The organism is Sinorhizobium garamanticum, from assembly GCF_029892065.1.
Classification (GTDB): domain Bacteria; phylum Pseudomonadota; class Alphaproteobacteria; order Rhizobiales; family Rhizobiaceae; genus Sinorhizobium; species Sinorhizobium garamanticum.
The window spans coordinates 3,208,332-3,228,600 of the sequence record NZ_CP120373.1; the positions used below are offsets into that span (position 1 = coordinate 3,208,332).

A 20,269-nucleotide genomic window follows, 5' to 3' on the forward strand; every position below is an offset into this window, starting at 1 on the left:
AGGAGGCTTTCCGAACGCCGAAACCTTCCTTGATCAAATTAGATCAAAGCGCTTCGGCGGTGATGGTGATGAAGCGGATGGGAGCGCGATCCGGTTCGATCGCAGTCAAGCCGATGCGACGCAGGATCAAATCGAGCGCGCGCTGGGCCTGTGCCTCAGGAGCCTGATCCAACACCACGTCCATGATGCCCTCTCGCAAGGCGGTGCTGGTGTAGTCGGTCAATTCGTGGCCGATGAACAACACGTCCCGGCCCCGGCGATGACGGCGCAGGACCTGGATCAGGGCGGAGTTTGCGCCTCCGGCGTTATAGAGCCCGACGAGATGCGGATACATTTCAAGTGCGAAGGACAATGATTCCGCGCTGTAGCGCTCTTCGTCGCGACTGAAGCCGAGCCATTCAAAGGCGATGGGGCCGGGGTGTTCATGAAAGTAATCCGAGAACCCGCGGATGCGATCGCGGTGCACCTGATAGATCGGATGACACAGCGCAATGACCGGGCCTTCTGCCCGCGCCATTCGGGCCATGAAGTGAGCCGCCGTCCGCCCGGCGGAGTAATTGTCTATTCCGACGAATTCCCCTTTGCTCTCGGACGCGCGGGTTACAACATGGACGACCGGCACCCCTCGCGCGACCACCGCATCCACCGCCGCGCTGATCAGCGGGCTGTTGGGAACCGCAAGTATCAGACCAGCACGCGGCAGGTCGGTGGACAGGATGCGCCTTGCGATCTCGTCCGGCTTCATCTCTTCGGTGAAGCTGCGGTGGACAATCACCAGGGGATCGAGGGTCGCGGCAATCCTTTCGAATGCCTTGGAGAGCCGCCGATAGAACGTCGTTTCGGGGCGAACCATCAACACTTCTATGCGCAGCAGGCCCCGATGGGCGTCGGGAAGCGTGCGGGGGTAGTTCAAGGTGCGCGCGGCAACGACCACCTTCTCGACCAGCTCCGGGCGAACGCCTCCGCGCCCGTTCAGGACTCGCTCGACCGTTGCGGTCCCCACTCCCGCATGGCGGGCGATGTCCCGGTAATTCGGCTTGCTCACATTCTGGTCCCTCGGATGGGCAGATGCCCGCTCTATGTTTTCCTAAATCGTATCCGATTCAGGGACAAAAACATGCAGCGATACGCCCCTCGGCGGGCGCTGGTCTCTCAGGTGTTGCCGAAACAGCTCCCTGAGTTCTCTAAAGCTCCGGAAACCTAAAAGGCACGCGAGTCGGACTACCGTCGTCGACGAGACTGAACACGCGGCCGCTACGGACCTGGCAGTTCCAAAGGCAACAATGTCGGGATTAGCCAGCGTTCCACGAAGAACGCGTTCGAGCCGGGGTGGAAGGATAATCTTCCTGGAGGCGATCAACAGATTCAATTCCAAGAGACTTTTGGGCGGCATGCTTGTCCCCTCTTGAAGTCGATGAGGAGACCGTTGCCTCCTCTTTTTTCTCGCAACAAGCGTAGGCTCTATCGGCTGATGGTCTGTTTCAGGGCGTCCACGGATGACGTGATGCCGGCCTCGGTAGACATGGTGAAGTCCTCCATCTCGAGACTTACCCAGCCGTTGTAGCCGCACATGCGGACCACCGAGAAGAACTCCTTCCACCACTGCAGGTCACGGCCTGCGCCAACTGCGACATAGTTCCAGGTGCGGTTCGCGACGTCGGTGACCTCCTTCATTTCGAGAAGGCCGTTCACATCCGCAAGTCCTCGCTCGATGCGGGTATCCTTGCCGTGGCAATGGTGAATCGCGCTGCCGAGCGCACGAGCGGAGGCGATCGGGTCGGCGCCCATCCACATCAGATGCGACGGGTCGAGGTTCATTCCGACGGTCGGCCCAACCTCGTTGCGCAGGCGGAAGAGGGTCTCGGGGTTCCACACGAGCATGGCGGAGAAGTTTTCGAGCGCATATCTCTCAACGCCGACTTCCTTCGCGAGCCTCACCAGATCGTGCCACAGCGGGAAGGCGCGATCTTCCCACTGGTAGCGGTCGCGCTCGGGCATCTCGTCCGGCCAGCTCTTGGTATAGACGAGCCAGTTCGGAACCATGTCGCCAGGGGCGGCCTCCGGCAGACCGGACATCGTCACGATGGTTGTGACACCGATCTCGCCGGCGAGACGAATGGTGTCCTCCATCTCTTTCAGGTGGCGCTTGCCCATGTCACCCGGATCAAGGGGGTTGGCCGAGCAGTTGAGCGCCGCGATTTTCAGGCCGCGCGCCTCGATCTCTTTCAGCTTCGTTCTCAGGAGCGCCTTGTCGGCCAAGAGCTCGTCGGCGCGGAAATGCGGTGCGCGCGACCAGCCGCCGCCGGTCATCTCGATGCCTTCGACGCCGAGTTTTACGCATTTATCGAGCATCTCCGTGAAGGAGAGATTGCCCATGACATCGGTGCAAATGGAAAGTTTCATCTTGTCTCTGTCCGAAAAAAGGGGGCGCACTTCGTTACGCCCCAGTTGGGGAGGAGCTACTTGAAATCGACCCAGACGGAGCCAGCGTCGGCCGAGCGGACGCAGTTTTCCAGCCAGCGGACACCCTCGGTGCCGGCCTTGATGCCCGGATAGTGATGGGTTTTGAGGAAGGCTTCGTCGCCTCGGTTCTTCGCGTCGATCGCCTGGGCGATCCACAGGTAGATGTTCGACCAGCTATCGCCGAGACCCTCCGTATGGAGTGCGCCCATGCGGTCGATCGCAAGGCTTTCTTCCTCAAGATAGGGCATGCCGTGATGCAGGGTGCGGTTCGGCTCGCCCTGGACTTCGTAGATCAACTGGTCGGGACGGCTGTCCGACCATTCGACGGAGGCCTTGGAGCCGACGAAACGGTAACGCTGGGAACCCATGTTGCCCGCGTCCACCGACGAAACCCAAATACGGCCGCGCGCACCGTTGTCGTAGTGCATGAGCACCGTGGCATGGTCCTCGAGCGGCGCACGGGTCGGGATGAACGCCTTGCGGTCGCAGAGGAGCTTTTCGATCTTCATGTGCGGCAGGACGATCTCGGACAGGTAGTAGAGGTGCGTCCCGATATCCCCGAGGACGAAGGTCGGACCGGCGGACTTGGGATTGGTGCGCCATTTCACGGCTTCGCCCGCACCCACATCGTCGCCCGAATTAAAGCCATGAGTGTATTGCATGTCGACGATACGGATGTCGCCCAGCATGCCCTTCTTGACCATGGCGGCCATCTGGTGGACCAGCGGATGACCGGTGAAGCCGTAGGTCACGCCGACGATCAGGCCCTTTTCCTCGGCAAGCCTTTCGATCTCTTTGCATTCGGCCACCGTGAAGAACAGTGGCTTTTCGCAGATCACGTGCAGGCCCGCTTCCAGGCTGGCCTTGGTGATCTCGTAATGCGTGAAGTTGGGCGTCGCGATTGAGACGACTTCGACGCCGTCCTCCCGCGCCGCCTCCTCGGTGATCAGCTCCTGATACGTGGCATAGCAGCGGTCCGCCTCCAAACCGAGATTCACACCGAAATCGCGGCCTCGCTCGGCGTCGAGATCGAATGCACCAGCGACCAGTTGGTACGTACCATCCCTGAGTGCGCCGGTGCGGTGCTTATAGCCCACTTGGCCGGTGCGCCCGCCACCGACCATTCCCCAGCGCAGGGGACGCGAAATCGTTCTTTCTCCGTTGATCATCTGATCATCTTCCTGAAATGGCCTACCGGTTCATTCCGCCGCCATGGCGGTCGAGGTCCCGTAAAGGTCGGGTTTCGCTATCATGTTGATTGATTCAAAGCCGCCGCTGGCCACGGCACGCAGGGCGGCATCGGCCACCAGCGTGGCCGCGTATCCATCCCAGGTGGACGGACCGGTCGCGGTGCCTCGGGAGCCAGCCACGATCCATTCCCGGAATTCCTGGTCGTAAGCTTCGATGAAGCGCTCGCGCCAATCCTCGGGGATCGCCTGACGGATGCCGTTCGAGTCGGAAATCACGGTTGCCGGGCGGTTCGGCAGTGCGGCGACACCCGTCTCACAGCTAACCTCGCCGCGGATGTCGTAGCCATAGGAGATGTTCACCGAAATCTCGACATCGACCAGCGCACCCGAGGCCATGTGCAGGAGCACGAAGACCGGGTCGCGCAACTTGCCACCACGCGAGGAGCGGCGCGGTACGCGCACCTCGACGCCAGAGATCTCGTCCGACAGGAGCCAGCGGGAGATGTCGGCATCATGCACCAGCGTGTCGTTCAGCGGCATCTCCGAAGTGTAGAGACCCTCGGGCACCGAGGCATTGCGATGCACGGAATGGAACATGAGCGGCTCGCCAAGTTTCCCTCCCTCGATCACCGCCTTGAGACGGCGATAATCGGCATCGAAACGACGCATGAAGCCCACCTGCACGAGACGTCGACCGAAGGCCACTTCGGCTTCCATCACGCGAAGTGCGGCCGCCTCGGATGTCACCAGGGGCTTTTCGCAGAACACGGGTTTGCCGGCGGCGATGCAGGCGAGCAGTTGCTCCTCATGTGCTGGCCCCCAAGAGCAGATGATCACCGCCTGCACCTTTTCCGAGGAGATCAAAGCCGTGGGGGTGGCGAACACTTCCGCCCTTTCGGGGGCGGCGGCTGCGGCGCGGGCCTGGTCGATATCGGTGACACCTACGACTTCGACCCCGGAAAGGACTTTCGTGAGGCGGCGGATATGATCCTGGCCGATCATTCCTGTGCCGATGACACCAACCTGGAGGGTCATTTTGCCCCCCAGTATTTGTCGATGTAACGCTGCATTTCGCTGCGCATGAAGGTGCCGCTGTGGTCTGCCTTATCCTCCCAGGCGAAGACGCATGCGGTCATGATGCCGTCGAAGCCCACTTCCGCCAGCGTGCCGAAGAAATCGTCCCAGGGCACTTCGCCCTGACCGATGTTGAGATGCTGGTGTACCCGGGCATTGGTGCCCGGCGGGTTGAGGATATATCTCAGACCAGAGCTGGCCTTGTGGTTGAACGTGTCGCCGACATGGACATGGGCGAGCACGTCCTTGGCCTCGCGCAGCATCGCCTTCGTGTCGTCGCCGAAATAGAAGGTGTGCGGCGCGCAGTAGAGGAACTTGACATTCTTCGAATTGACCGTGCGGATGATATCGAGCGCCGGCTGCAGCGTCTCGCACCAGTCTTCCGGATGCGGCTCGACATGCAGGTTGATGCCTTCCTTCTCGAAGATTGGCACAAGCTCCTCCATCGACCGCCACCAGGCGTCCTCGCAAGCCTCGATCATCGACCCGGTGTGGCAGCAGTAGCAGGAGCCCTTGTCGGGATGCGGGCCGCGGCCGAACTCGGAGTTCATCGTGTCGACTTCCAGCTCGACGCAGATCTCGATGGCGCGCTTCCAGTGCTTCACCGCCGCCTGGCGCTCCGTCTCGTCGTTGGAGGCCCAGCGGTACATCGGTAGAAGCGAGGCAATGCCGACACCGCCCTCCTTCAGTGCCTTCTTGAACCTCTTGATCCGCTCGGGAAAGACGCGCGGCGCTTTGAACCATTCGAGGAAATCGCCGCGCGGCGAAAGCTCGATCCAATCGTAACCGAGTTCCTTGACCTTGCTGGGCAACTCCTCAAGCGACAGATGCCGATGCATGAACGGGTCGAGTGCGATTTTCATTTTGACCTCCAAATTCTGGACGCAATTCTCCGGCCTCCGACGGCGGTCCTTTCAGTCGCTGTCGAAGCTGAGCGCGTTGCGCAATTCGTTTGTGATGCCGTCAGTGCTTAATGGGCTGGCGGCGGCGGCTGACCCTCGTGCGAATCCATGTAACTCTCAATTTGGGCCTCCAGATCAGCCATGGTTTCCCCGCCCGCCATCAGATCGGTGATTTCCTCCCGGGTCTTTTCGCCCCGGCGGAAGTCTGCGGCGATGGCTCCACGGATGAGCACGGCAAAGTGATCGCCCACAGCCATGGCGTGCATGACCTGGTGAGTGATAAAAATCACCGCCAGGCCCCGCCGCTTCGCCTCGTTGACGATCCGCAACACATGCGCCGCCTGTTTCACGCCGAGAGCGGCGGTTGGTTCGTCGAGGATCAGTACACGGGCGCCGAAATGCACGGCACGGGCAATCGCAAGGGATTGGCGTTCGCCCCCTGAAAGCCCCCCGACCAGACGATCGCCATCGTCGATGCGGGTGATGCCGAAGTTCTGCACGGCCTTAACGGCAATCTCGTTGGCCGTCTTGCGGTCATAGACCTTGAAGGGCCCCCAGCCCTTGGTCGGTTCGACGCCGACGAAGAAGGAACGGCCGATCGACATCAGCGGAAAGGTGCCGCCGAATTGATGCACGGTCGAGATGCCCTTTTCCTGCGCATCGCGCGGTCCGCTGAATTCGACCGGCTCTCCGTCCATCAGGATGGTGCCGCGCGTCGGCTTGTGCACCCCGGCAAGCGTCTTGATGAGCGTCGACTTACCGGCGCCGTTGTCGCCGAGCAGGCAGAGCACCTCGCCCGCGCGGACCCTGAGCGAGATATCGTGAAGCACGTCGATTGGACCGAAGCTCTTGTCGACATTTTGCAGTTCAAGGATCGGAGTATTGTCGGACATGGTGAACACTCACTTCTTTCTCTTCGGCACGAAGCTCAGTGCCATCTGCCGGAAGGTATTGTTCATCAGAACGGCGGCCATGAGCATCACGCCGATAATGAGGTTGGACCAATTGCGGTCGATGTCGGTGAAATAGATGCCCTGGTTGACAACCGCGAAGGTCAGCGCGCCGAGGAAGATCCCGACGATCGAACCGAAGCCACCAGTGAGCAGGACCCCGCCCACCACAATTGAGACGATCGTATTGAAGATGTAGTTCATGCCGCCTGAGACCTGCGCGGAGTTGAACAGGATCGCCCCGCACATCCCTACGAAGGAAGCGGCCGTGCTCGATAGTACAAAGAGAGCAATCTTGAGCCGTTTTGTCGGGATGCCGGCATTGCGGGCGCTGACCTCGTCTCCTCCGATCGCAAAGATCCAGTTGCCGTAGCGTGTCGCGTGAACAACGAAGCCGAACACCAAAGTCAGCGCGAACCACCACAGAATGATCACCTGGAATTTGCCGTTGATGAGTTGGCCGAAGATCATTTTGGCCCATGCCGGCGCCTCGAGCGGAACCGAGGCGGCCCCAGTTAGAATGACGGATCCTGCGAGGACGAGTCCCTGCACCGCAACCAGTGTACCGAGCGTGATAATCAGCGACGGCACGCTCGTGCGCACCGCCAGGAAACCGTTGACCAGCCCCACCAGAACGCCAAAGGCTAGTGCGCCAAGCATGCCGACCACGATCGGCAACTCGTAATAGCCCGAGAGAATGGCGATCGACATCGAGCCCGCGGGGATCATCGCGCCGATCGAGATGTCAAGCTCGCCGGCGATCATGAGAAGACCGACGGGCAAGGCGACGATACCGAGATTGGCCGCGAAGTTGATCCAGCTTGCCGCGCCGAAGAGCGTACCCAGGCTAACGCCGCCGAAGGCGACATAGAAGGCAATCACCGCAACAAAGCTCAGCGCGGCCCCAAACTCCGGACGGCGTACAAATAGTCCAATGGAAAAGCCGTTCATCTCCCCGCCCTCACTTCTTCTTCTTCGTTGCGTAGGACATCGCCATCAGCCGGAACTTGTCGTTCATCATCACCGCGAGCAGCAGGAGCGCACCGATGATGACGCTGCCTAGGTTCGGGTCGATGCCGGTGAAATAGATGCCCTGGTTCACGATCGCGAAGGTAAGCGTACCGAGGACAATACCCACCACCGACCCGGCGCCTCCGGTCAGAAGCACACCGCCAATGACCACGCACATGATCGAATTGAAGATGAACGATTGCCCCGCGAGCACTTGCGCACTTTGGTAGACGAGCACCTGGCTGACGCCGACGAAGGCGGCAGAGAAGCCCGACAGCATGTAGAGCGCGATCGTGAGTCTTTCCGTAGGGATACCGGCATTGCGAGCCGAGACCTTGTCGCCACCCAAGGCGAAGATCCAGTTGCCCACTGGCGAGATGTGCAGCAGGTAGAAGAACGCGGCCACGAACAGCACCCACCAGAAGATCGTCACCTGGAACATGCCGCCGACAAAATCGCCGAGCATCGCCTTGACCGTCGGGCTTGGTACGAGCGACACGCCGGTGCTGCCGGCGATGAGCACGGTGAAGCCCAGCGTCAGGCCCATGACGCCGAACATGGAACCGATGGTGACAATCAAAGACGGGACGCCTGTGCGGTTGACCAAGTAACCGTTGAAAAACCCGACGAGGAGCCCGACGCTGAGGCCCGCGGAAATCCCGACAATCTCCGGGAGGCCGTAGTGGCCGGAAACGATCGCGACGGTCAGAGACGCCGCCGGAATCACGGCGCCGATCGAGAGGTCCATTTCGCCTGCGATCATCAACAGCCCAACCGGGAGCGCAACGATGCCGATCTCGGCGGCGACGTTGAGCCAGCTCGCATAGCCCGCGGAGGACACGAAGACCTGACCGCCCACGAGGGCGAAGAAGACGAACACCGCAATCAAGCCCAGGAGCGACCCCGCTTCGGGGCGACGGGAAAGCTGACCGATGGTCGCTTTGATGTTTTCGCCACCTGAAGGAACCGAGGGGGCAAGGACACTATTTCTCGCGTTCATTTGACACCACCAATGAAGCCGAATGACCAATAGCGGTCGGCACTATTGGACGATTGGAAGCCGCCTGCCTGAGCGGCAGGCAACTTCACGACGTTCGGCGAAAGCTTATCGGGCGCCCGCCTGCACACCCGCCATGGTGGCCTCAACGTTCGTTTTATCGATCACGCCGGGACCGGTCAGGATTTCCCGAGTCGGTACCGTGAGGCCGTAGTTGACGTTGGCATTGAGGATCGAGACCGCCAGGTAGCCCTGCAGGTAACCCTGCTGGTCGATCGCGCAAAGCTGGGTGCCATTCTTGATGTTGTTCAGGATGGTCTCATCCATGTTCATGCCACAGACGTGCACCTGCCCCTGCTTGCCCGCCTGCGTCACACCGTTGACCGCCGAATTCGTGTCGACGTTACCGATCGCGAACACGGCCTTGATGTCGGGGTTTTGCAGCAGGTGCGCCTTCAAGGCCTGCGCCACGGCAGTCGCCGAACCGAAAGAGGTTGCCGGCAACGGCAGGGACGAGCCGACACCGCCGCCTTCGGTGACGCCATCGATCATGCCTTTGCAGAAGGCTTCGATGTTCGCTGCACCGGGCAGCGTGTTGAGGCAGATGGCGTTTTTCAGATCATTCTTGGCGAAGTAGGTGCCAGCAGCCTTGCCGGACAGGTAGTCGTTGGAACCGACATAGTTCATCGCGCCCAGGCGATCGGCAGATTCGATGCCCCCGGCATTATAGATGACCAGCGGAATTTTTGCGTCGACAACCGCTTTGAAGGCGGGGTCCATCGCTTCCGGTACCCAGTTGGGCCCAACGATCGCATCTGCACCCTGGTCAATCGCCTGACGGATCAGTTCCGCCGCGTCGACGCCAAGGTTGTCGTAGTTCTGGGGTCCGAGCCAGGTTACCTTACCGCCCTGCGCCTCCACCACCTTGCCGGCATCCTCGGCGCCACGCTTCACGATCGACCAGAATGGATCATCCGGCTTGCCGCCCACAACGAAGATGTTGGCAGCCATAACGGCCGTCGCAGTGCAAGTGATGATGGCGGCAGCCGACACGGTTGCCGCGAGACGGCGAAATTTAGTCATCTCAATCTCCTCCCTTGGTCCGCCTCCCTGGCATGACCGTGAGGAGAAACATATCGGCAGCTTGAAATTTCAGAAATGGGAAATCATACTGAATATCCAAAAAGTGTCATGCAATGTCATTCATAATGACACAGAACCGCTACGACTTGGAGAGAACATCATGCGCCGGCCGACCATTGCCGATCTTGCCAAAGAGGCGGGCGTCTCCATCTCAACAGTCAACAGAATCCTTGCCGGCACCGCTTCGGTCAAAGGCACCACAGTGCAGCTCGTCCAGTCGGCCGCGGAGCGCATTGGTTTTTACGGCGTTGGCGCTATCGAGGACCGGCTGCGCAAATCTGCGCCGAAATATCGACTTGGCTTTCTGTTGCAGCAATCCAGCCGTGAGCTTTACCAGCTCTTTGGCAAGAAAATCGTCGAGGCGTGCCATGCCAGGCGTGACGAGGTCGTCGATCCGGTCATCGATTTTGTGGATCTGCTAACGCCGGAAAACATCGCAGGCCGGCTGAAGGCTCTTGGTGCAGACTGTGACGCCGTTGCGGTGATTGCGGCAGATCACCCGGTCATAGCGCAGGCCATCCGCGAGTTGCACGACAAGCGCAAACCTGTCACTGCCTATATTACCGATCAATCCGCGCGGGAAAGAGCCGCTTACGTTGGAGCCGACAATTGGAAAATGGGGCGAACGGCGGCATGGCTTATCGGGCACATGACCCCTGGGCCGGGGCGTATCGCTGTATTCATCGGTAACCACCGCTACCAATGTCAGGATGTCGCCGACGCGAGCTTCCGGTCCTACATGCGGGAACACGCGCCGCATCTGAGTATCGAGGACAGTCGCCCCACCCATGAGGAACCGAGCGAGGCATACCGGATGGTCAAGGAGTTGTTGGCGACAACGGATGACCTCGTCGGCATCCTGATCGTCGGGGGCGGCATCTCCGGGGTCCTACGAGCGCTGAGAGAAGCCTCCGAAGATCGGCGCAAGAACGTCCGTGTTGTATGCCGTGATATCGGCCCCGAGACCCGAAAGGGTCTGTCCGAAGGGCTGATTACGGCGGCCCTCTGTCATCCGCTGGAGAAGATTTCCGCCACCTTGGTGCAGACGATGGTCGAGACGATCAATCAGGGCGCGCCGGGCAGCACAATCCACCGGACCGTCCCATTCGATATCGTGACGCCGGAGAATATGTGAGACGCCGCGGAAGGTGCCTCACTCTCAATGCGCCAAATGCGGATATCAAGTGCTTCAGAACCTTGAGGAGCCTACGGCGGCCGCTTCCCTTTGCCGGAGGCAAATCAGAGCGATCCCCGCGATCGCCCTCACGTCCACTGGGCGCGCTGCCGTCGCCGGAGGCATTCGCCTGATAGACATTTTCAAGGGAATTCGCGGCACTTTGTTCTGCGAAGGCGTTTTGACATGGCTGAAGAACGCGCCTGTCGATCGATTATCTGCCTTGAGCGGCTTCGCGAGTGATCGGTGGAGATTCGGGCTTGCCAGCTATGTGGTCCCGACGCCAGCTTGCCGGTGGAACGCCATACTCGCGTCTGAACGCCCTGCTGAACCCTGCTTCGGACTCGTAGCCCACCTCGAAGGCGATCCGAGCGATCGGATCGGCGGAATCCCTCAATCGCGCGGAGGCCTGTTCGAACCTCTGTCGCGCCAGGTAGCGCATCGGCGGCTCGCCGATGATGCGCGTGAAACGCTCCGCAAAGGCCGACCGGGAGACGGCGATTTCTCGCGCAAGGCCTTCCGTAGTCCAACGCCGTGCGATTTGGCCATGGAGGAGCCCAAGCGCCCGTCCGACGATCGGGTCACGCGTTCCCGCCGACCAGGCGCTGAGGGCGGGCGGCTGAGAGGCCAGGTAGCGGCGGACCGCCTCCATGAACAGGAGTTCGGCGAGTTTTGCGAGCATCGTGGGCGACTTGGCGCGGCCCTCCGCCAGTTCCCTTGCCGCAAAGCGGAAATTGTTCTCTATCCAATTCCCGGAAGCCGCGTCTACGACATCAAGCTTCAGGATGCTCGGCAGCAGCGCGATAAAGGCGTTGTAGGGCAAATCATTACCAAGAAAACCGCACAGAATCTGCGTCAGCTCTCCACCACCGCCGTGAACGATCTTCGCTAACCCTCCGTCCAGCGCCGGTTCGATCAGCTGGTGGGCATTGACCGGCCGCAGGTTCAGCGCGCTCGCCATGAGGTGGGCGTCATTGCGCGGCAGAACAATGAGCTGTCCGCTCTCAACCGATACCGGCGGCTGGTTGCCGACCTTCACCAGGCATTTGCCGGCAATCATGTAGTGGTAGCCGATGATGTGTCGTGGCACGGGAGTGAACGGGGCGCAATCTTCGGGGGCGACTTGCGAGGAAATACACCAGGGGGCGGTGAATTCCGCGTCGAGAAAGATGCCTCCTGTGAGGCGCATCGCACGCAGCATGTCCAGCAAATCGTCCAACTGACAACGCTCCCCTTACAGGCGGCGGATCGGCCAAGTGTTCCGGCGCATCGGCAATTATCGGTCTCGCTGTACTGGTCTAACTTAGCATTAAATCCACGGAACCGGCAGCCGATTGTCGGGGCCGTGGCGCTGATGGTCGACGTGATAAAGGTACCTATACTCGAAGGGAAATTTATCGTGATTACCGACAAACAGGGAAATGTACTTTCGGGCTCCACAATCGCGGCCGCAGAAATTTATGGCGAAGCCGTCGAAGCATTCAACATCTATCGCGGAGACCCCGTCGGCATGCTGGACCGCGCCATCGAGGCCGCGCCCGAATTCGCCATGGCACATGTCCTGAAAGCGCATCTGTTCGGCCTGGCGACCGAACCGGATGCGACCAAGGAAGCAAAGGCGATCGTCGCCAACGTGAAGACGCTACCGCTTTCGGATCGCGAGGCTTCGCACGTCGCTGCGCTCGACCTGCTCCTGGCAGGACAGTGGACCGAGGCCGCAGAGGCTCTCGACCGTCACAATGCGATCTATCCGCACGACATCGTTGCGCTGCAGTCGGGTCACCTGATGGATTTCTACCGGGCCAGCGCCCGGAATCTGCGCGACAGGATCGCCCGTGTCCTGCCGAAATGGTCGGCGGACATGCCGGGTTATTCGATCCTGCTTGGGATGCAGTCGTTCGGTCTCGAGGAAAGCGGCGACTATGGACGGGCCGAAGAGGCCGGCCGCCGCGCGGTGGACCTGCAGCCGCTCGACTGCTGGGCGCACCATGCCGTCGCCCATGTCATGGAAATGCAGGGTCGCGCCGAAGACGGCATCGGCTGGATGATCGCGCGCGAGCCGCACTGGTCTGGAGACGACAACTTTTTCAAGGTCCACAACTGGTGGCACCGCTCGCTTTACCACCTCGATCTCGGACAGGTCGACGAGGTCTTCGCGCTCTATGACGGACCGATCAGGCAGGACCGCAGCACGGTGGCCCTCGACATGATCGATGCCTCGGCGCTTCTCTGGCGCCTGCATGTCTCGGGCCATGATGTCGGCGATCGCTGGAACGAGCTTGCGGCGACCTGGGATAGCCATGCCGACGGCCGTACCTATCCGTTCAACGACTGGCATGCGGTAATGGCCTATCTCGGCGCGGGCCGGCACAGCGAGGTCGATCGGATTGCCGACGCCTATCGAAGGAACGCTGATGCGTCCGATGTCGCCGAATGGGGGCGGCGGACCGCCGTGCCTCTGGTTGAAGGGTTCGCCGCGTTCTGGCGCGGCGACTACCAGACCGCGGCCGACCGCCTCCATGGCGCACGTTTCATCGCCAACAGCTTCGGCGGCAGCCACGCACAGCGTGACATCATCGACTGGACGCTCACCGAGGCCGCCGTTCGTGGCGGGCTGGCCGGTCTGGCCGAAGCCCTTGCCAATGAGCGCCTGGCGCTGAAGCCCCACAGCCCGGTGAACAAGAACTTTCTGACGCGAGCCGGAGCAAGTGCATCGCCGGGCCGGAAGGCCGCCTGACCCTGTTCTGTGTCCCGCCGCCTCCTGCATTCGGCGGCGGGACACGACGTGGGCGACCGGCACTCCTCGCTCGACCACCGCTTCAACCGCCGCGCTGATCAGCGGGCTGTTGGGAACCGCAAGTATCAGACCAGCACACGGCAGGTCGGTGGACATGATGCTCGGCGGAGGTCTGGTTCGCCGCGGACAGGCGGACGCGAAGATGCGAAAGCTGCCGTCTTGACGGGAGCCAAGATAGACCTATCCGCAAGGCATCCTGCGATCAGAGGGAGTCGCGCTCGGTGCGCAGGTTGGAGACGACGCGCCGGTTCTGCACCTGACAGGAGCGGTCCGTGCAGTCACGGACCTCGCGGTCGTTGCCGTAACCCTTGGCCCACAGGCGGTTGGCGTCTACGCCCTTCGAGACGAGATAGGCCATCACCGCGTCGGCGCGTTTCTGCGACAGCGTTACCATATTTGACGCGGACCCGGAATCGTCGGCAAATCCCTGCAGCTTGACCAGCCAACGCGGGTTGCTGTTGAGCCAGATGGCCTGCTTATCCAGCGTTGCCATGGCGACGGAATCGAGCGCGGCCGAGTCCAGGGTGAAGTAGGTCCGTCGGCCGACATTCAGGATGAAGTCCTCTTCGCTGCCGGCCACGACATTCGCGAAACCGGGCGCCGGATCGTTGGTTTGTCCTGTCATCGGCGCCGCTGTAGGCTCTTCCAGCGCGGCGATTTCAGTGGTGGTGTTGCAGGCGGCGAGCGTCAGAAGCATGGCCGCGCCGACAAGCAGCCTCGCGTATCCGGTCAAAGCAGGCATCAGGGTGGCATTCCTCATTCGACCGGGCCTCATTCGACCGGGGTTGCTTGGCTGACCTGAGCGGCACTCCCAGCCTGGTCGGCAATGTGCGGCAGTACTTGCACCGCAGTGCCGATGGGGCAACGCTGATAAAGATCGATTGCATCTTCGTTGAACATGCGGATGCAACCGCTGGAGGCATCCTTGCCGATGCTGCCCGGCTCCAGCGTACCGTGCAAGCGATAGCCGGTATCGACACCATCGCGAAGCAGGTACATGGCGCGTGGGCCAAGCGGGTTCTTTGGCGAACCTCCCTCGACCGATTCAGGCAGTTCGGGGTGGCGCTCTCGCATCTCCGGCGGCGGCGTCCAGCGTGGCCAGAGCGATTTCCGGTCGATCGTGGCGCGGCCATACCATTTGAAGCCGTCGCGGCCGACACCGACGCCGTAGCGGATAGCAGTCTTGTTCTCCATGATCAGGTAGAGAAAATGGTGCCTGGTATCGACAACGACCGTGCCAATCGGCTCGCTGCTGAAATATTTGACAACCTGGCGGTGCCACTTCTTGTCGATCTTGGCAAAGTTGGTGCTTCGGAACGTCACGCCATTGTCGATGGCGGTGCCGGAAAAATAGGAAGACGCCGCTGCGAATGTGGGTTTCTGGACCGCCACAGTGCCAAATGACGCTAAACCACCAAGCACAATATTCCTGCGCGTCCACCCCATCGGCAATATCCCCCGAAAAGCCAAGTAGCGAAGCGGCAGTAAATCAGATTTTTCATTTGCCACAACATAAAACTTCTCAGGATTCTCAAGTAGAACGGTGTTTGGTCCTCTCGGGGATCTGGTGCGTTCGCCCGCTCCAGCCGCCGGACGCATTCGCCTGATAGACATTTCCAGGGGACGTCCTACAATTCCGGGCACTGCGTTCTGCGAAGGCGTTTGACATGGCTGAAGAACGCGCCCAACGGCGTCTTGCCGCCATAATGGCTGCCGATGTGGTCGGTTACAGCCGCCTCGTCGAACTCGACGAGAGCGGTACGCTGGCAACGTTGAAGGAACGCCGCAAGCAGATCCTGGATCCGCTGGTGCGCGAGAACGACGGCCGCGTCGTCAAGACGATGGGCGACGGTGTGCTGGTCGAGTTCGCGAGTGCGGTCAACGCCGTGACCTTTGCAATCGAATTCCAGAGGCGGATGCAAGCGGCAAACGAGGGGCTTGCAGACGACCGGCAAATTCTTCTGAGAATTGGGATCAACCTCGGCGACGTCGTCGTCGAGGGCGGCGATCTCTATGGCGATGGCGTCATCATAGCCGCGCGGCTCGAGGCAATGGCCGGTCCGGGAGAGATCTTCGTCTCCAGAAGCATCTATGATCAGGTCCGCCGGCGGCTCTACTGCGAATTCGACGACCTTGGCCCGCACGCCATCAAGAACGTGGCCGAACCGGTTTCCGTCTATCGCATCGAGACTTCGGCCTGGGGCCAGCATGGCGCCGCCAAGGCGCCGTTGCCGCTGCCGGCCAAGCCTTCCATCGCCGTCTTGCCGTTCACGAACATGAGCAACGACCCGGAGCAGGAGGTTTTTGTCGACGGCTTGACCGAAGACCTGATCACCGACCTCTCCAGGGCCAGCGGCCTGTTCGTGATCGCCAGCAATTCCGTCTTTGCCTACAAGGGCAGGCACACGGACGTGCGCCGCATCGCCCGAGAGCTTGGCGTTCGTTACGTGTTGGAAGGCAGCGCCCGCCGCGCCGCCGGACGGGTTCGCATCAATGCCCAGTTGATCGACGCCATGCAGGGGGACCACCTGTGGGCGGAGAGATTCGACCGCGGCCTGGAGGACATTTTTGCCGTCCAGGACGAGGTGACGAGCAAGATCGTCGAGGCGCTGGTCGGGCGGTTGACGGCCGCGCCGGCGCGAAACCGGCCGACCGACATGGAGGCCTATGATCTCTGTGTCCGGGCGCGTTCGCTCGGCCTGCAGACGGCAGGCAGCGCAAGGGAGGCGATCTTCCTGCTGCAGCGGGCAATCGCACGCGATCCGGACTATGCGGAGGCCCATCGGCTGCTGGCGCTCAACCTTTGGCTCGCCTGGGAGTTCTGGGATCAGCCGATCGATCCCAACCGGGCTCGGGCCGTGGCGGAAGCGCAAAGGGCGGTCGCGCTCGACCCCAATGACGCCGGCAACCGCTGGGTGCTCGGCATCATTCTCGGGCACGAGCGTCGCTGGGAGGAGTCGGATGCGGAGTTCGACCTTGCCTTGAGGCTCGATCCCAACCATGCCGACGCCTGGGCGATGCGGGCGGACCTGATCGTGCTGGCGGGGCGGCCCGGCGATGCGATCGAGCACGTCCGCAAGGCCCTTAGGCTCAACCCTCATCCACCGGGCTGGTATTATTGGATGCTGGGGCAGGCCCAGTATGCATGCCGCGACTACGAGGCGGCGATCCAGACATTGCGTCGTCCGGAAACATACCGCGCGACCTCGCGCCGCCTGCTTGCGGCAAGCCTGGCGCGGCTCGGACGGCTCGATGAGGCGCGGACGGAGGCGCAGCTGTTTATGATGAACAACCCGAACTTCACGATACGCCAGTGGTCCGACTCACAACCGTTCCGGGATGAAGAGCTCAGGCGGTACTTTGTGGACGGTTATCGCCTGGCAGGCCTGCCGGAGTGAGGGTGGTATCACCCGGAGCGTTGCACGGTTTCGTCGAAACGATGAAACGGTGCGGTTTCGATCTTCCCCAATAACGTGACATCACGGTGTTTTGCCGACGAAGCCGGCCGAGCAGCCATCGCGTCCAGTTCAGCCGCGCTTCTCGAGGATCTTCCTGGCTGCGTGGGCGGCGGCTTGCGCCTGGAGCTCGGAGGCAAATTGCCCCTCGGCCGGATAGGTCACCCCGCGGAAGGTGAGCACGAAGGCCCAGCGGCCGTTCAATCGCTTCTCGACCTTGATCGTGGCGTCGGGCTTGTTGTCGGAGTTCAAAGCGGTTTCCTCGAAAGTTTCCTCGTGCAAGGCCTGTAACTTGCGCATTCGCGGGTGAAAGGCAAGACGGGAAGGGGCTGCATGCGCCCGTCCCACGAATGTTGAAGCGCCATTGCTGCAGGGCAGCTTTAGGACGAGCGCATGCAGTAACTTAAAGTGCTGCAGCGGTCTTTCTGCGTCGCAAGTACGCCGGTCACAGTCGCGCAGATTTTCTCGCCTCGATTCTCCATTTCTTAAGAAGAAGCCGGCAAGTTACTGGAAGATTTCTCAAGTCGAAGTCGAGTTGGGGAATCATGTGGCAATTCAAAGCATTACAGCAGGCATTGCGCGACATGAGACGCGCGGCGCTGTTAGGTGGTTCGGAGCACATGATGGGCTACGATTGGACCGGCGAGAGAACGCGCCGAATGAAAATGTTGCGCGCCTGCGCCTATGCGGTGCTCTGCGGCGCGATCGCTGCCTTTCTCGTTACGGCGGTTGTCAAATGACGGGCGGTCGGCTGCAGCGACTTGCGTCCCAAGGAAATTTCTTTTCTTCGTCGGGATGTCCCGCCCTGTGGGTAGCGAACACCTCCGCCGCAGTGGGTGCGTTGGGGTGCTTCTGGAACCTTCTTTTGGGATTGGTCGTTAATATTTGTTATGGCGTCGCGCGTCTTATCAGACGCGGAAAGGCTGTAGCAGTTTGAATTGCTGCATGTTTTTATCCTTGAATCGGCTAGGATTTAAGGAAACATGCAATAGCTCGTCCAAGAATGCGAGCGTTCGGCATGGATGTGCAGAAGGCAGGAATGGCCAGGCTGCTTTTGGCCGCCCCTGAGTTAAGGGATAGCCCTTGGATGATGCAGGATCTCGTGTTTCTGCATTTATGCGAGGTATACGAGCGTGCGTGCCTGCAACGCGACGCTATGCGATGCGCTCCCGACAAAGACGATGAAAGCTTGCTCCGGCTCGAGGAAAAGTGCAGAGCTCTGGAAGTTGCTGCAATCGCCTACATCCGCGAGCAGCGGAAATTTACCGGTATTATCTGATTGGCGACGTCGACTACGGGATCAACGTTGCGACCATGAACGCCGCAACCAGAGCGCATGCGGCAATTACCGCGATCCACTCGACCATCTTGGCATGCCGGACAGGGACCATAACCAGTCCTCCGCGTTGAAACTGCGCAATTCCGGACGGAAAACCGTTACACGCTTTTCCGGGAATTGCTCTGTTCGGGCTGGCAAGGAAACGCTCAGCGAGCATAAAGGTTCATGTCATGGCCACTCGATGCCGTCAGCTCGCGGCGAATTCGTCCGCGCTCGGCTGTGAACGCTCGCCGGGATGGCCGTGAACTGCGGCGCCGTGTGTCCCATTCGGCCCGGTTTGCGGAATCCCGCAGTGGGTACGAAAAACCCCGCCGGGGCGGGGTTCTGTCTACAGCGCCGTGCGTCTTTTCAGACACAATGGTCGCTGTAATACTTTGAATTGCTGCATGGTTTTGTCCTTGTCGAATACGATTTAAGGAACCATACAGTAGCGACGCCGCCTCAACTCACAGGACGAAATAATCCTTCGTCAGCGTGACCGCGTCATCGAGGTGGATCTTGAGATCGACAAGCTTGTCGCCGTTGAGGTCGGCATAGATATAGGTGTCGGACGCCTGCTTTTCATAGCGAAGCTCGCCGGCCACGCCCTTGAACGCTGCCGTTCCGACGAAGCTGAACGCCTGGTTGCCGGTCAATTTCGTGCTGGCGTCGATCGCCGAAAGATCGATCCGGTCCAGCTCGCTCGCAAGGAAATCGAAGATCGAATCGTAGGACGTGCCGGCGGATTCGGTCGTCGCCTTGAAGATGAACCGGTCGGCACCGGTGCCGCCAGCTCGAGCCGACGAGGTTCTCGATCGAATAGTAGGCATCGCCCTTGGCATCGTTGGTGTTGGCGGCGGCATTGGTGAGACTGGCGACTACGCCGAGCGACGCGCCGGCATAGGAGGCAGTGTCCGTGCCGGTGCCGCCATAGAGCCTGTCGGCACCGGCGCCACCGGTAAGCGTGTCGTTGCCCGCGTCGCCGTCGAGGATGTTAGCGCCGGTGTTACCGGTGAGTGCGTCGTTGTAGCTCGATCCGAGCAGGTTCTCGATCGAGGAGTAGGTGTCGCCCTTGGCGTCGTTGGTGTTGGCCGCGATGCTGGTGAGATTGGCGACCACGCCCGCTGTCGCGCCGGCATAGGAGGCGGTATCGGTGCCGGTGCCGCCATAAAGCCTGTCGGCCCCGGCGCCGCCGACCAAGGTGTCGTTGCCCGCTCCGCCATCGAGCGTATCAGTGCCGCTGAAACCGCCGAGGGCGTCGTTGCCGCCATTGCCGTAGACTAGGTCGTTGCCGCCGAAGCCCGCCAGAAGATCGGCGTAGTTGCCACCTCTGATCGTATCATTGCCGGCAAGCGCAGCGACCATCACCGCCAGGTCATCATCGGTCGAACTGGTGTTTGCCGCATTGACGATGCTTGTGGCCGAGATGCTGATCCCCTCGGCGATCCACACGCGCTCGCCATTATAAGAGTAGCCATAGCTCGTCACCGTGCCGCCGGTCGGCACGCCGCCGCTGTAGGTAAAGCCGAAACCGCCGAATGCGTCGACGCCGCCGTCGCCGTAGTCGACCAGGTATTGCGTCGTTCCGAACTTGTAGGATTCGCCGTAGTAGAGCCAGCTGAAGTCGTAGCCGCTCATATCCAGCCAGTCATCGCTATTTACAGTGATCGTCGCCATGATTCCCCCAGCGTTGTGGGGGAACTCATAGATCGTTTCATGGTTGCAGGCAACGGACAGCGATGCCGCCGGAAATACGCGTGATGTTTCCGGCGACATCGCTGTGGATTCATCGCTA

20 protein-coding genes and 1 pseudogene are annotated in these 20,269 nt (G+C 60.9%); 5 read left to right on the forward strand and 16 right to left on the reverse strand.

Annotated elements, in window-relative coordinates:
* Window positions 1-43: 43 nt before the first annotated feature.
* The 10 genes from PZN02_RS15035 to PZN02_RS15080 form a co-directional block, all read right to left on the reverse strand.
* Window positions 44-1,045 carry a LacI family DNA-binding transcriptional regulator gene (locus PZN02_RS15035; RefSeq protein WP_280658759.1) on the reverse strand — a complete coding sequence of 334 codons (1,002 nt, stop codon included), beginning with the start codon at window positions 1,043-1,045 and terminating at the stop codon, window positions 44-46.
* A gap of 42 nt (window positions 1,046-1,087) precedes the next feature.
* A complete protein-coding gene (locus PZN02_RS15040) occupies window positions 1,088-1,393 on the reverse strand; it encodes a MurR/RpiR family transcriptional regulator (RefSeq protein ID WP_280658760.1) in 306 nt (101 codons plus the stop codon).
* A gap of 68 nt (window positions 1,394-1,461) precedes the next feature.
* Entirely contained in the window at window positions 1,462-2,403 is a 942-nt protein-coding gene (locus tag PZN02_RS15045; protein WP_280658761.1) for a sugar phosphate isomerase/epimerase family protein, read from the reverse strand.
* Window positions 2,404-2,459: 56 nt separating this feature from the next.
* Complete coding sequence (locus PZN02_RS15050; RefSeq protein WP_280658762.1) at window positions 2,460-3,632, reverse strand: Gfo/Idh/MocA family protein; 1,173 nt, start codon at window positions 3,630-3,632, stop codon at window positions 2,460-2,462.
* Window positions 3,633-3,662: 30 nt separating this feature from the next.
* On the reverse strand, window positions 3,663-4,688 hold the full coding sequence (locus PZN02_RS15055) for a Gfo/Idh/MocA family oxidoreductase (RefSeq protein ID WP_280658763.1): 1,026 nt from the start codon (window positions 4,686-4,688) through the stop codon (window positions 3,663-3,665).
* Window positions 4,685-5,590, reverse strand: a complete 906-nt coding sequence (locus tag PZN02_RS15060; protein WP_280658764.1) for a sugar phosphate isomerase/epimerase family protein — start codon at window positions 5,588-5,590, stop codon at window positions 4,685-4,687. Before PZN02_RS15060 ends, PZN02_RS15055 begins: the two co-directional genes overlap by 4 nt.
* 107 nt (window positions 5,591-5,697) lie before the next feature.
* Complete coding sequence (locus tag PZN02_RS15065) at window positions 5,698-6,522, reverse strand: ATP-binding cassette domain-containing protein (protein ID WP_280658765.1); 825 nt, start codon at window positions 6,520-6,522, stop codon at window positions 5,698-5,700.
* 9 nt (window positions 6,523-6,531) lie between these two features.
* Window positions 6,532-7,530: an ABC transporter permease gene (locus tag PZN02_RS15070; protein ID WP_280658766.1), complete on the reverse strand. Its 999-nt coding sequence runs from the start codon at window positions 7,528-7,530 to the stop codon at window positions 6,532-6,534.
* A gap of 10 nt (window positions 7,531-7,540) precedes the next feature.
* Window positions 7,541-8,590, reverse strand: coding sequence for an ABC transporter permease (locus PZN02_RS15075; protein ID WP_280658767.1), 1,050 nt, complete (start codon window positions 8,588-8,590; stop codon window positions 7,541-7,543).
* A gap of 105 nt (window positions 8,591-8,695) precedes the next feature.
* Window positions 8,696-9,670, reverse strand: coding sequence for a sugar ABC transporter substrate-binding protein (locus tag PZN02_RS15080; RefSeq protein ID WP_425336248.1), 975 nt, complete (start codon window positions 9,668-9,670; stop codon window positions 8,696-8,698).
* Window positions 9,671-9,830: 160 nt separating this feature from the next.
* Here PZN02_RS15080 and PZN02_RS15085 point away from each other — a divergent pair, with 160 nt between their 5' ends.
* Window positions 9,831-10,865 carry a LacI family DNA-binding transcriptional regulator gene (locus PZN02_RS15085; RefSeq protein WP_280661512.1) on the forward strand — a complete coding sequence of 345 codons (1,035 nt, stop codon included), beginning with the start codon at window positions 9,831-9,833 and terminating at the stop codon, window positions 10,863-10,865.
* Window positions 10,866-11,118: 253 nt separating this feature from the next.
* Here the strand turns inward: PZN02_RS15085 and PZN02_RS15090 are convergent, their stop codons facing one another.
* Entirely contained in the window at window positions 11,119-12,123 is a 1,005-nt protein-coding gene (locus PZN02_RS15090; protein WP_280658769.1) for an AraC family transcriptional regulator, read from the reverse strand.
* Window positions 12,124-12,303: 180 nt separating this feature from the next.
* On the opposite strand from PZN02_RS15090, the gene PZN02_RS15095 reads away from it, so the two are divergent.
* A complete protein-coding gene (locus tag PZN02_RS15095) occupies window positions 12,304-13,641 on the forward strand; it encodes a tetratricopeptide repeat protein (protein WP_280658770.1) in 1,338 nt (445 codons plus the stop codon).
* A gap of 262 nt (window positions 13,642-13,903) precedes the next feature.
* Here the strand turns inward: PZN02_RS15095 and PZN02_RS15105 are convergent, their stop codons facing one another.
* Together PZN02_RS15105 and PZN02_RS15110 are read right to left on the reverse strand one after the other, a co-directional pair.
* Window positions 13,904-14,461: an OmpA family protein gene (locus tag PZN02_RS15105; RefSeq protein ID WP_280658771.1), complete on the reverse strand. Its 558-nt coding sequence runs from the start codon at window positions 14,459-14,461 to the stop codon at window positions 13,904-13,906.
* A gap of 11 nt (window positions 14,462-14,472) precedes the next feature.
* Window positions 14,473-15,147 (reverse strand): L,D-transpeptidase, encoded by a 675-nt coding sequence (locus PZN02_RS15110; RefSeq protein ID WP_280661513.1) that lies wholly within the window; start codon window positions 15,145-15,147, stop codon window positions 14,473-14,475.
* Window positions 15,148-15,368: 221 nt separating this feature from the next.
* Here PZN02_RS15110 and PZN02_RS15115 point away from each other — a divergent pair, with 221 nt between their 5' ends.
* Window positions 15,369-17,099, forward strand: coding sequence for an adenylate/guanylate cyclase domain-containing protein (locus PZN02_RS15115; protein WP_280658772.1), 1,731 nt, complete (start codon window positions 15,369-15,371; stop codon window positions 17,097-17,099).
* 129 nt (window positions 17,100-17,228) lie between these two features.
* Here the strand turns inward: PZN02_RS15115 and PZN02_RS15120 are convergent, their stop codons facing one another.
* The gene (locus tag PZN02_RS15120; protein ID WP_280658773.1) at window positions 17,229-17,408 is read right to left on the reverse strand and encodes a hypothetical protein; all 180 of its coding nucleotides are present in this window, start codon (window positions 17,406-17,408) and stop codon (window positions 17,229-17,231) included.
* A gap of 293 nt (window positions 17,409-17,701) precedes the next feature.
* Here PZN02_RS15120 and PZN02_RS15125 point away from each other — a divergent pair, with 293 nt between their 5' ends.
* Window positions 17,702-17,896 carry a hypothetical protein gene (locus tag PZN02_RS15125; RefSeq protein WP_280658774.1) on the forward strand — a complete coding sequence of 65 codons (195 nt, stop codon included), beginning with the start codon at window positions 17,702-17,704 and terminating at the stop codon, window positions 17,894-17,896.
* 278 nt (window positions 17,897-18,174) lie between these two features.
* Window positions 18,175-18,435, forward strand: a complete 261-nt coding sequence (locus PZN02_RS15130) for a hypothetical protein (RefSeq protein ID WP_280658775.1) — start codon at window positions 18,175-18,177, stop codon at window positions 18,433-18,435.
* 506 nt (window positions 18,436-18,941) lie between these two features.
* Here the strand turns inward: PZN02_RS15130 and PZN02_RS15135 are convergent.
* The gene (locus tag PZN02_RS15135) at window positions 18,942-19,337 is read right to left on the reverse strand and encodes a M10 family metallopeptidase C-terminal domain-containing protein (protein ID WP_342394701.1); all 396 of its coding nucleotides are present in this window, start codon (window positions 19,335-19,337) and stop codon (window positions 18,942-18,944) included.
* 94 nt (window positions 19,338-19,431) lie between these two features.
* A pseudogene (locus tag PZN02_RS32145) lies at window positions 19,432-20,250 on the reverse strand (calcium-binding protein); the annotation flags it as partial.
* Window positions 20,251-20,269: the final 19 nt, after the last annotated feature.

Bases quoted from the DNA above. Each gene is read 5' to 3' on its own strand.
- PZN02_RS15055 (WP_280658763.1), bottom strand. From the start codon at position 4,688: ATGACCCTCCAGGTTGGTGTCATCGGCACAGGAATGATCGGCCAGGAT.
- PZN02_RS15105 (WP_280658771.1), bottom strand. From the start codon at position 14,461: ATGAGGAATGCCACCCTGATGCCTGCTTTGACCGGATACGCGAGGCTG.
- PZN02_RS15060 (WP_280658764.1), bottom strand. From the start codon at position 5,590: ATGAAAATCGCACTCGACCCGTTCATGCATCGGCATCTGTCGCTTGAG.
- PZN02_RS15070 (WP_280658766.1), bottom strand. From the start codon at position 7,530: ATGAACGGCTTTTCCATTGGACTATTTGTACGCCGTCCGGAGTTTGGG.
- PZN02_RS15065 (WP_280658765.1), bottom strand. From the start codon at position 6,522: ATGTCCGACAATACTCCGATCCTTGAACTGCAAAATGTCGACAAGAGC.
- PZN02_RS15115 (WP_280658772.1), top strand. From the start codon at position 15,369: ATGGCTGAAGAACGCGCCCAACGGCGTCTTGCCGCCATAATGGCTGCC.
- PZN02_RS15080 (WP_425336248.1), bottom strand. From the start codon at position 9,670: ATGACTAAATTTCGCCGTCTCGCGGCAACCGTGTCGGCTGCCGCCATC.
- PZN02_RS15050 (WP_280658762.1), bottom strand. From the start codon at position 3,632: ATGATCAACGGAGAAAGAACGATTTCGCGTCCCCTGCGCTGGGGAATG.
- PZN02_RS15085 (WP_280661512.1), top strand. From the start codon at position 9,831: ATGCGCCGGCCGACCATTGCCGATCTTGCCAAAGAGGCGGGCGTCTCC.
- PZN02_RS15110 (WP_280661513.1), bottom strand. From the start codon at position 15,147: ATGGGGTGGACGCGCAGGAATATTGTGCTTGGTGGTTTAGCGTCATTT.
- PZN02_RS15075 (WP_280658767.1), bottom strand. From the start codon at position 8,590: ATGAACGCGAGAAATAGTGTCCTTGCCCCCTCGGTTCCTTCAGGTGGC.
- PZN02_RS15040 (WP_280658760.1), bottom strand. From the start codon at position 1,393: ATGCCGCCCAAAAGTCTCTTGGAATTGAATCTGTTGATCGCCTCCAGG.
- PZN02_RS15045 (WP_280658761.1), bottom strand. From the start codon at position 2,403: ATGAAACTTTCCATTTGCACCGATGTCATGGGCAATCTCTCCTTCACG.
- PZN02_RS15125 (WP_280658774.1), top strand. From the start codon at position 17,702: ATGTGGCAATTCAAAGCATTACAGCAGGCATTGCGCGACATGAGACGC.
- PZN02_RS15130 (WP_280658775.1), top strand. From the start codon at position 18,175: ATGGATGTGCAGAAGGCAGGAATGGCCAGGCTGCTTTTGGCCGCCCCT.
- PZN02_RS15135 (WP_342394701.1), bottom strand. From the start codon at position 19,337: ATGCCGCCGCCAACACCAACGATGCCAAGGGCGATGCCTACTATTCGA.